This is a genomic window from Acinetobacter sp. GW821-FHT01E09, from assembly GCF_059422385.1.
Genome location: NZ_JBWKWU010000001.1, coordinates 4,497,031 through 4,507,502 on the forward strand (window position 1 = coordinate 4,497,031; position 10,472 = coordinate 4,507,502).

Below are 10,472 nucleotides of genomic sequence, written 5' to 3' on the forward strand. Positions count from 1 at the left end.
TTTGTTAAAAATTTAAATTAAAGACCTTGTTTCAAGCTGGCTTCAATAAATTTATCTAGATCGCCATCCAATACTGCACCCGTGTTCGAGTTCTCAACACCAGTACGCAAATCTTTAATACGAGAGTCATCCAGTACATATGAACGAATCTGACTGCCCCAACCGATATCCGACTTTGAATCTTCAAGTGCTTGAGCAGCTTCATTACGTTTACTCATTTCCAGTTCGTACAATTTTGCACGTAACTGTTTCCAAGCATGATCGCGGTTTGCATGTTGTGAACGCTGGTTCTGACATGCCACCACAATCCCAGTTGGTGCGTGAGTCAAACGTACTGCTGAGTCGGTTTTGTTAATATGCTGACCGCCTGCACCAGATGCACGATATGTATCTGTACGCACGTCAGCAGGATTAATATCAATCTCAATATTATCATCCACTTCAGGCGATACAAATACTGCCGAGAATGAGGTATGACGGCGATTACCTGAGTCAAATGGTGACTTACGCACTAAACGGTGAACGCCAGATTCGGTACGTAACCAACCATAAGCATACTCGCCTTCAACACGGATTGTTGCAGATTTAATCCCTGCAACATCACCATCTGATTCTTCCATCAATTCTGCTTTAAAGCCATGACGTTCGATCCAACGCATATACATACGTAACAACATTGAAGCCCAATCTTGTGCTTCAGTACCGCCTGAACCAGCTTGAATTTCCACATAACATGGATTTGGGTCCATTGGATTACTAAACATACGACGGAATTCAAGTTTTGCTAACTCTTCTTCCGCTGCAGTCAATTCCGACTGAACATCTGCCAATAAGCTTTCATCATCTGCTTCAACAGCAAGATCAAGCATGGCTTGTGCATCATCAAGCTGTGTTGCCAAACCTTCTAAAACGTTGATCACGTTTTCAAGCTCGCCTTTTTCTTTTGCCATTGCCTGTGCACGGCTTTGATCATTCCAGATCGCTGGATCTTCTAACTCGCGGAGAACCTCTTCTAAACGCTCTTTCTTTAGATCGTAGTCAAAGATACCCCCGTAGTGTTAGACCACGGTCATTTAAGTCTTTTAGCTGAACTAGATAAGGATTAATTTCCACGAGTTTTAATCTCACATTTGACGTCTTTTAATTCGCACGCATTCTACCACAGAGTGGAAAAAGTTGAGATATGGCATTTTTTAGACAACACAATTGACTACAGTGTAGTTTTTGTGAACAATGTTGTTGTTTTGTAACAAAGCTATGGCCTTACAACACCACAAAAAAATTTAGGATACTTATGAAACAATCTCTTTTATTTTCCGCTTTAACCGCAATCAGCTGTTCTAGTTTTGCCTATAATGTGCAATTTGATGCTGGGTTTAGATCTTTTGATCATGATAACAATTACATTGATCAAGACTATCAAGCCGATATTAAAGGCAAATACTATTTTGATCCTGTACAAATCAAAAACAACCCATTGAATGAGGCAGCATTTTTAGGCCGTAATAGCAATGTCTATGGTGGTTACGCTTATCGTACTATCGAAAGTCAGGACTACTTAACCTATGATCCTTTATCTACCAGCACATTTTATGAGCTTGCTCGAGCAAAAGATGAAAAAGATCTTCATTACTTTACAAGTGGCTTAGAATATTTTCATGAACAATTCTATCTCAATGGTGAGATTGGGCTTGGTATAGTCAAAATAAAAAGCAACATAGATTCAAATTATGGTTCAGTTCGTTATAAAAATGATTATAACGTCACCACTTATCGCGCATTGGTGGGCTATATGCCGATCAGCAATTTGCTCATTGCAGCAGGTGTCGATGGTTTCAGTGGTGATAAATATCTTGATGATGAAACGGATTTTGCCGCTAAAATTAAATATGTAATGCCAATTGGTCAAAATGGACATTATTTAAATCTTGAAGCGAATGGGGTGTTTGGCGATGAAAATAATGTTATCTTTGCTGCAGATTACTATTTGACCCATGCTTTCAGTATCGGCAGCGCATATAGTTTAAAAGATGATGATGAAAGCAATAATAATTTCCTCTGGTTCCGTAGCAAATACTTTGTGAATGAAAATGTTGCTATTGGTGCCGAAGCAGGTTTTAGCAGTGGTATGAATCTTTATAGTGTGAATGGAACTTTCCGTTTTTAATTACTTAGAAAGCCAAAAAACTTTGAGGCATTTCATTTCTGAAATGCCTTTTTTATTACAAATTATGTCTAACTCTTACTCAAAGCGTACCAATATCCACACTATCTACACAATTTTAATAAAACAACACATAAGTTTTATTTGTTTATTTTCAATAACTTAATCCAATATTGTTACATAAAATCACTAATATTACATTCCAGTTACTATAGCGTGGTTGACGATTTTTATATTTGCCCTAGACTCGAAATTGTAACCAAACATGTATAAATCAATCAATTCTTCATAGGGGCGAATTCCATGAAAAAATTAGCAATCGCATCTGCAATCTTTTCCGTAGCCGCTTTAACTGGCACTGCACATGCTTACCAAGCCGAAGTTGGTGGTTCATATACATATAATGATCCAGATAATTTTGATGCAACTCATAGCTTTGGTGTAGATGGTACTTATTATTTCAAACCAGTACAAACTCGTAATTCACCACTTAATGAGGCTGCATTCTTAGATCGCGCAAGTAACGTAAAAGCCAATGTAAATTATGCCAAAAATGATGGTGTAAAAGACAGCCAATATGGTGCGGGTCTTGAATACTATGTACCTAACTCAGACTTCTATGTAAGTGGTCGTGTAGGTCGTGATGAACTTGAAGTTGATAACACTAACATCGACAATAAAGTAACAACTTATGGCGCTGAAGTGGGTTATTTACCAGCTCCTGGTTTATTACTTGCACTTGGTGTAACGGGTTATGATGTTAAAAATGGTGATGACGGCGCAGACCCAACTGTACGTGCTAAATATGTAACCAAAGTAGGTCAATATGACGCTAACTTTGAAGCTTTTGGTGCATTCGGGGACTTGGATGAGTACAAAGTACGTGGTGACTTGTATTTAGATAAGACTTTAAGTGTAGGTGCTGACTACTACAACAATGATTTAACTGATCGTGATGAATGGGGTATTTCTGCGAAGAAATTCTTTAATCAAAACGTTAGCTTAGAAGGTCGTGTAGGTTTTGGTGATAACTACAACACTTACGGCGTTCGTGCTGGATACCGTTTCTAAGTTTAAATCCATTTAGCAATCGCTCTTTTGGAGCAAAAAAAGCCAATCAATGCGTTGATTGGCTTTTTTATATGTGTATGCATCATTAATTAAATACGTTTTAGTAAATTTGTAGTAAATGTCAGAATATTAAAATTCTTTTAAACACTTCTAAAAATTGTCTTCATCAAACCGATCTTGATCTATCTTATAAATATTAAAGCTTCTTTCAACCTGAACACCTAAACCAAATTCAATCATTAAAGAAGTCAATTTATCTCCATCAATTAAAACAATTCCCGATTTCTTTGCAGATTCAACAGCCTCTTTACTAAAATTTGAGGTCGTAATGAACACCCCTTTTTTAGCGACTTGATCTGCTAAAGCACCTTTAAATTGTTGAATATCTGGTCGTCCAACAGTGTTTTTCCAACGTTTGGCTTGAATATAAATTTTATCTAGACCTAAACGATCTTCACTAATAATTCCATCAATCCCGCCGTCACTTGTTTTACCAATGGCTTGTGCCGCATCTTGATGTGAGCCGCCATAGCCCATAGCAACCAGTAAATCGACAACTAATCTTTCAAAAAAATATGGATTTTTTGTCTGAATCAAATTCAATAAATCATCTTTCAAATTGGTAAGTAGTATTTCATTAATTCTTTGTAATGATTCCTCAGGTGTTTCAATATCATCATTTTCTTCAATACAAATAATCTTTTCTTTATTCTGCCTTATTTTTGTCGGAACCTTGAACTCACGAAAACTTTCATAGCGCATTAAAAAATTATTATCTATTTTATCTAATACATTTAAATCTAATTTTTTCGCTTCTTCAGATAATTCACACATCCCCCAATCAGGCTGATTAACTAAACCTGCTTTAACCAAATATGTTTTGGCCCATCCCACACGATCATAAAAAACTGTTCTTTTCCCACTTGGAATCATTTGATTTAATTCATCCGTAGTCAAATTTGATTGTTCTGCCAACAATTTACCAACTTGACTAATTTGGATGGCTTGCCCTTGCGTATTGAGGAGTTTCAATAGTGGTAGCATTAATTCCTGATGATTAGGCAAAGACATTCTATTTCTCTTAATATTTTTTGCTTTAAATAATTCAAGTATAAAAGAAAAAGAGCGCCTAAGCGCTCTTTTTAAAAGTAATGTATCGAATTCTACCGTAAGCATAGCCCTTGGCGTAATTCAGGCAAGAAGCTTCGCTTCTTAAAACCCTGCTGCCGCGAGCACAGCTCTTGGCGTAAATTTGGCTAAAAGCTATCGCTTCTTAAAACCCTGCTGCCGCGGGCATAACCCTTGGCGTAAAATCAGCAAAATGCGTTGCATTTTGAAACCCTGATTTTACTCCCATTCAATTGTTGCTGGTGGTTTAGAAGAAACGTCATACACCACACGAGAAACATCTTTAATTTCATTCATGATACGTGTTGAGATTTTATCAACCAACTCATATGGAAGATGGGCAAAACGAGCTGTCATAAAGTCAACCGTTTCCACGGCACGAAGTGCAATGACCCATGCATAACGACGACCATCACCCACAACACCCACCGATTTTACTGGTTGGAATACTGCAAATGCTTGAGCAGTTTTGTCATACCAACCACTTGCACGAAGCTCTTGCATAAAGATGTCATCAGCAAGACGAAGAATATCAGCATATTCTTTTTTCACTTCACCCAAGATACGTACGCCCAAACCTGGACCAGGGAATGGATGACGATAAAGCATTTCATGTGGTAAACCTAAAGTTGTACCTAAACGACGTACTTCATCTTTAAATAAATCACGGATTGGCTCAACCAATTCAAATGCTAAATCTTCAGGTAAACCACCCACATTATGGTGTGATTTAATCACATGCGCTTTACCATTTTTAGTTGCCGCAGACTCAATCACGTCAGGGTAAATCGTACCTTGCGCAAGGAAGTTTACGCCATCAAGCTTACGCGCTTCTTCAGCAAAAACTTCGATAAATTCACGACCAATGATTTTACGTTTTTTCTCAGGATCAACTTCGCCTGCAAGTGCAGATAAGAAACGTTCTTCTGCATCAGCACGAATCACACGGATCCCCATGTTTTTCGCAAACATGTCCATCACTTGCTCACCTTCGTTTAAACGAAGTAAGCCATTGTCTACAAATACACAAGTCAGTTGGTCACCGATTGCTTTATGCAACAATGCTGCAACTACAGATGAGTCAACACCACCTGAAAGACCTAAGAGAACTTTTTGATCACCAATTTGTTCACGTAATTGTTCAACACGTAAATCAATAATGTTTTCAGAATTCCAAAGATTACGGCAACCACAAATGCTGTGAACGAAGTTAGACAGTAACTCTGCGCCTTTGGCAGTATGTGTCACTTCTGGGTGGAATTGCACCCCGTAGAAACGGCGCGTTTCATCACTCACTGCAGCAAATGGGCAGCTTGGTGTGCTTGCAGTCACTTTAAAGCCTGCTGGAATCGCAGAAACTTTGTCACCGTGGCTCATCCAAACATTGAGTTTGTCATCACCATCATTTAAATCACCAAGCAATTGATCACGTACTAAAACGTCAACTGCTGCATAACCAAATTCATGTACAGTCCCTGGCTCTACTTTACCGCCAAGTTGTTCTGACATGGTTTGCAGACCATAGCAGATCCCCAATACAGGTACACCCAAGTTGAACACAACTTCTGGCGCACGTGGACTACCTTCCTCATGCACACTTTCAGGACCACCAGACAAGATGATACCGTTCGGATTAAACGCGCGAATGTCTTCTTCAGACATATCAAAAGCATACATTTCAGAATATACACCAGCTTCACGTACACGGCGTGCAATAAGCTGGCTATATTGAGAACCGAAATCCAAGATAAGGATACGATCTTCAGTAATTTGAGTATTGGTAGTCATGAGTCAACAACTATGCAGGCAAACGAATATAAGCGCCATATTCTATCATTTTTATAAGCCATACGCACTCCATTCAATCAAGTTCCTTAGCTTTGTAAAAAATCATTTTAAATAATCAGCTTATAGGTTCATTTTGGCTTTAATGATGCTCATCAGTTCACTGGGGGTCATAGTTAAAATTGAATTGAATATTTTTAGATAGCATAAACCAATTGATCCATTTGAATAGTTCTAAATGAACACACAAAAAAGCCAGATACAGATCTGGCTTTTCAAAGCTTTATTTATGTTTAAATTATTTTTCTATTACATGATCAAGACTCAATTTGCCTGCACCATGCAACATCAAGAAAAACAAACCACCAGCCATTGCGAAGTTTTTCATAAAGTTAATTGCATCTGCTTCACCACCATGAAATAGGAATGCAGTAATCAAACTAAATACGCCCAAACCAAATGCTGCAAAACGTGCCTGAAAACCAAATAACAATGCCAGACCACCACCGAACTCAACCAGAATGGTTAAAGGTAACATGGCACCTGGTACACCCATTGATTCCATATAACCGACAGTTGCACTGTAAGCCGTGATTTTGCCCCAACCTGCAACAAGAAAGATATATGCCATAAGAATACGTGCAATCAATGCAATGCTCGCATTGGCGGTGGGTTGATTCACAATATTTTTAACAACAACATTTGGATTAAACATGGTGTGACCTAATTTGTATTTCGTTCTGAAGATGTATACATATTAATCACTAAACATTTCAAGTTAAATACTTAAAAACTAAACTCATCGTTGCAAATTAAGAACAATAATAAGTTTTAAAAAATTACTTTTTAATACTGACTTTCATAACTCACACTGCTAGGATTTGTGCACCAATTCGCATAGTTTCTGCCTTATGGATCTGATTGACTTTATTTTGCACGTAGACGAACACCTGTTTGAATTTATTAGAAATTATGGTATCTGGGTGTATGGAATTTTATTCCTGATTATTTTTGTTGAAACAGGTCTCGTGGTAATGCCATTCCTGCCTGGGGATAGCTTACTTTTTGCTGCCGGCGCTTTAGCTGCTTCGACGGGTGCAATGGATCCTGTGGTTTTAATCACTCTGCTATTTATTGCAGCAGTGCTCGGCGATACCCTCAATTATCATATTGGGAAATATGTCGGACCGCGTGTTTTTGAAATTGATTCTAAATTTATCAACAAACAACACTTGCTAAAAACATCACAGTTTTTTGAAAAGCATGGTGGAAAAACCATTATTTTTGCCCGTTTTATCCCTTTTGCCCGTACTTTTGCACCCTTTGTTGCAGGTGCAGGAAGCATGAATTATAAATATTTCTTAACCTATAATGCAGTCGGTGCAATTTGCTGGGTTGGCTCGTTTATTACCTTGGGTTATTTATTCGGTAATATGCCAATTGTGAAAGATAATTTCACCCATTTGGTTTTCGGTATCATTATTCTCAGTGTGTTACCTGGTGTGATTGGTTATATTCGTCATAAATTTTTTAATAAAAATAAAATGCCCAATAATCAATAAACAGCATATTTAAAGATGATAAAAAAAGCCGATTTCTAAAATCGGCTTTTTTATAGGGTAAAACCCGTTATTTTTTAACTTCCTGACGTTTCGGGACGTAAGGGCAGTTCTTAAATTGAGCCGCCTGAGACAAGGCATCTTGCTCACCATACAGTCGGGAAAGCTCAGTATTTTTGGTATTTGAAGATTGCCCTAAGTTTACAGAAATACTTGGACCAATCCCCCAACCCCAGCCACCGCTGCCCCAACCACCACCAACACCTAATCCAACACCCACGCCTGTACGTTTCGCAGGTTGTACACCATTATTAATGTATTGTTGAATACGATTAAACTCTGTCGTCAATTGCAAACAGTTCATCGCCTGATACTGCGTAGGCGACACATAAGTGGGTTTAACCGTCGTCGTACAAGCAGATACGACAAGCGCCGTTAAGGCAACGACTGATAATTTAACAGAAGTCATTTTCAATGATTTCATCACGATCTCGAAATTATTTTTTATCAATCTCATTGAACAATGATTGATAGGCTTGAGTCAATTTATGATCTGTAGCCAAATGAATTAATGGCAGATTTTTATGATGCGATTCTTTCATTAATACAGAAGGTGGCAACATATTTTCTAAAACTGGTAAACCTTCATCTTTAAGCTGTTGTACCACTTCACGCGGTAATTTTGCCTGAGCTTGATATTGATTGACCACAATGCCTTCGATTTCAAGTCGATCATTATGATCATCTTGAGTTTCTATGACATTTTGAATAAGCGTCTGTAATGCACGTTTTGAAAATACATCACAATCAAACGGAATCAGAACACGATCCGCTGAGATCAGTGCCGATAAGGTAAAAAAGTTAAATGCTGGCGGTGTATCAATATAAATACGCTCATATTGACTGGTTAAGGTCTGAATCGCATCACGTAACTTATAAATTTTATGTTTTGATTCTAACGCATGTTCTAACTCGCCTAAGCTCGGGCTGGCGGGTAATACATCCAAATCTTTAAAAGGTGAACGATGAATATATTGCTCAAAACCTTTATTTTTTGTTTTTAAAAGGCTTCCAATGGCATTGCCAATCAATCCTTTTTGTTGATGATTTCCAAGTACGTCATTAAAAAAGTTTTCAATATTCGGCTCTAATGCAGTTTTTTCAGCAGAATAGGTGGCGTCATCACCCAAAAGATATTGGCTAGAATTTGCTTGAGGATCTAAATCAATCACCAATGTTTTAAAACCTTGATACGCACTAATCGCAGCAAGATTCACCGTAATACTTGATTTTCCTACACCGCCTTTTTGGTTAAATACCACACGAGTTAGCATACAAGTTCCCTAAGCTATCATTATTTTTAAACTTGTATCTAGTTTAACCTAGACGCTATACAAGTGTGAAATTCATGTCTAACAATCAACTAAAAACTGGTTTAAGCATGACCAAAACTAAAGTTGCAAACAAAGCAATTCCACCAATCACTAAACCTGCTCTGCGTTGTGTTAAAAGAACGGTATCATCCTTTTTATAGGCTTTTATTTGTGAGGAAAGGAAAACCATAAACAAAATAATTTTCGCATAGAACCACGGCTGCACTTTAAACTCGTTCATAATTAATAAGGTTAGCCCTGTGAATATAACCACCGTGAGGGAAAGATGTTGCAAGGCAACAAAAGCCACCCGCCCTTTAGGATTCGGCTGCTGGTTGTGTGTTCCAATAAATAATGTTGAAGCGCGTAAAACAAAAACAAAGATTAATAACCCAACACTGGTCATATGAATGATTTTGATCAGTAAATGTGTATCCATTTTAATTACTCTGCACTTTATGCTTTAGGTGCATGAGCGCAGTCTGGACTTGCTGGGGCTTGACCTTGCCACTCACTAGGAAGATAAGCATGGATGGCTAAGGCATGAATTTTTCCAGGGCTGAGTAAGGCTTTGGCTTCTGCGTACACTTTTTGGTGGCGTTGTACCAAACGTAACCCTGCAAATTGTTCACTAACAATGATCACTTTAAAATGCGACTCTTTTCCAGGAAAATACCCGCCATGACCAGCAGACTCATTGATCACTTCTAGATGTGATGGCTCAAGTTGATTTAAACTTTCAATCAATTGTTGTTCTAAACTCATGCTAATTCCTTAGAGATCGATCAATGGGTGAATAACATAGTATAGCGGATTCTTTGAGCATCGCTGTGTGTTCAGCAAAGCTTTTGCTGTTCGATTTGATTTTTTTAAATTGAATTTTGAAGTTTTTTCATAAAAATGTCTTTATTTTATGCAATTAGTGTTTTCCTTTGCAGAAAAATCTTGACCCTACCATCTGTTGATGTATTATACACCGCATGCGGGAATAGCTCAGTTGGTAGAGCATAACCTTGCCAAGGTTGGGGTCGGGAGTTCGAGTCTCCTTTCCCGCTCAAATTTTTTTATTCAGTTTTTTATTTAAAAAATTGGACAGACTCCGCGGGAATAGCTCAGTTGGTAGAGCATAACCTTGCCAAGGTTGGGGTCGGGAGTTCGAGTCTCCTTTCCCGCTCCAAAATTTTTTTATTCAGTTTTTTATTTAAAAAATTGGACAGACTCCGCGGGAATAGCTCAGTTGGTAGAGCATAACCTTGCCAAGGTTGGGGTCGGGAGTTCGAGTCTCCTTTCCCGCTCCAAATTTAAAAAGCCCTGATCGAAAGATTGGGGCTTTTTTTGCATTATTGATTTATAAATCATCAGCATATACTTACACACTTTATGCTGTATTTA

At 38.0% G+C, this 10,472-nt stretch carries 11 protein-coding genes and 3 tRNA genes; 6 read left to right on the forward strand and 8 right to left on the reverse strand.

The window, feature by feature from the left end; all coding sequences use genetic code 11:
• Nucleotides 1–17: 17 nt before the first annotated feature.
• Nucleotides 18–1,113 (reverse strand): peptide chain release factor 2 gene (gene prfB / locus AC07U8_RS20560; RefSeq protein ID WP_096735380.1). Its coding sequence is split into 2 segments (ribosomal slippage): nt 18–1,040 and nt 1,042–1,113, totalling 1,095 coding nucleotides; the frame shifts between segments, so codons are not numbered across the junction.
• A gap of 175 nt (nt 1,114–1,288) precedes the next feature.
• Between prfB and AC07U8_RS20565 the strand changes: the two genes are divergently transcribed.
• Both AC07U8_RS20565 and AC07U8_RS20570 read left to right on the forward strand, forming a co-directional pair.
• Nucleotides 1,289–2,167 (forward strand): putative porin, encoded by an 879-nt coding sequence (locus AC07U8_RS20565; RefSeq protein WP_333494229.1) that lies wholly within the window; start codon nt 1,289–1,291, stop codon nt 2,165–2,167.
• 300 nt (nt 2,168–2,467) lie between these two features.
• Complete coding sequence (locus tag AC07U8_RS20570; RefSeq protein ID WP_004823657.1) at nt 2,468–3,235, forward strand: putative porin; 768 nt, start codon at nt 2,468–2,470, stop codon at nt 3,233–3,235.
• Nucleotides 3,236–3,385: 150 nt separating this feature from the next.
• Here the strand turns inward: AC07U8_RS20570 and AC07U8_RS20575 are convergent, their stop codons facing one another.
• The 3 genes from AC07U8_RS20575 to AC07U8_RS20585 form a co-directional block, all read right to left on the reverse strand.
• Nucleotides 3,386–4,306 carry a restriction endonuclease gene (locus tag AC07U8_RS20575; protein ID WP_151802243.1) on the reverse strand — a complete coding sequence of 307 codons (921 nt, stop codon included), beginning with the start codon at nt 4,304–4,306 and terminating at the stop codon, nt 3,386–3,388.
• Nucleotides 4,307–4,582: 276 nt separating this feature from the next.
• A complete protein-coding gene (gene guaA / locus AC07U8_RS20580) occupies nt 4,583–6,151 on the reverse strand; it encodes a glutamine-hydrolyzing GMP synthase (protein WP_004823655.1) in 1,569 nt (522 codons plus the stop codon).
• A 295-nt stretch (nt 6,152–6,446) separates the two neighbouring features.
• Complete coding sequence (locus tag AC07U8_RS20585; protein ID WP_056518302.1) at nt 6,447–6,863, reverse strand: DoxX family protein; 417 nt, start codon at nt 6,861–6,863, stop codon at nt 6,447–6,449.
• A 196-nt stretch (nt 6,864–7,059) separates the two neighbouring features.
• On the opposite strand from AC07U8_RS20585, the gene AC07U8_RS20590 reads away from it, so the two are divergent.
• Nucleotides 7,060–7,710, forward strand: coding sequence for a DedA family protein (locus AC07U8_RS20590; RefSeq protein ID WP_004823651.1), 651 nt, complete (start codon nt 7,060–7,062; stop codon nt 7,708–7,710).
• 67 nt (nt 7,711–7,777) lie between these two features.
• Here AC07U8_RS20590 and AC07U8_RS20595 read toward each other — a convergent pair whose 3' ends face one another.
• From AC07U8_RS20595 to AC07U8_RS20610, 4 genes are all read right to left on the reverse strand, one after another.
• On the reverse strand, nt 7,778–8,191 hold the full coding sequence (locus AC07U8_RS20595) for a hypothetical protein (protein ID WP_004823650.1): 414 nt from the start codon (nt 8,189–8,191) through the stop codon (nt 7,778–7,780).
• Between the two features lie 13 nt (nt 8,192–8,204).
• Nucleotides 8,205–9,041, reverse strand: a complete 837-nt coding sequence (locus AC07U8_RS20600; RefSeq protein ID WP_004723483.1) for a ParA family protein — start codon at nt 9,039–9,041, stop codon at nt 8,205–8,207.
• An 85-nt stretch (nt 9,042–9,126) separates the two neighbouring features.
• Nucleotides 9,127–9,519, reverse strand: a complete 393-nt coding sequence (locus AC07U8_RS20605; protein ID WP_494738520.1) for a SirB2 family protein — start codon at nt 9,517–9,519, stop codon at nt 9,127–9,129.
• 17 nt (nt 9,520–9,536) lie between these two features.
• A complete protein-coding gene (locus AC07U8_RS20610) occupies nt 9,537–9,845 on the reverse strand; it encodes a BolA family protein (RefSeq protein WP_034614975.1) in 309 nt (102 codons plus the stop codon).
• A 217-nt stretch (nt 9,846–10,062) separates the two neighbouring features.
• Here AC07U8_RS20610 and AC07U8_RS20615 point away from each other — a divergent pair.
• From AC07U8_RS20615 to AC07U8_RS20625, 3 genes are all read left to right on the forward strand, one after another.
• Nucleotides 10,063–10,135 (forward strand) — tRNA-Gly (locus AC07U8_RS20615).
• A gap of 46 nt (nt 10,136–10,181) precedes the next feature.
• Nucleotides 10,182–10,257: transfer RNA gene (locus AC07U8_RS20620), tRNA-Gly, on the forward strand.
• A gap of 45 nt (nt 10,258–10,302) precedes the next feature.
• Nucleotides 10,303–10,378: transfer RNA gene (locus AC07U8_RS20625), tRNA-Gly, on the forward strand.
• The last annotated feature ends 94 nt before the right edge of the window (nt 10,379–10,472 follow it).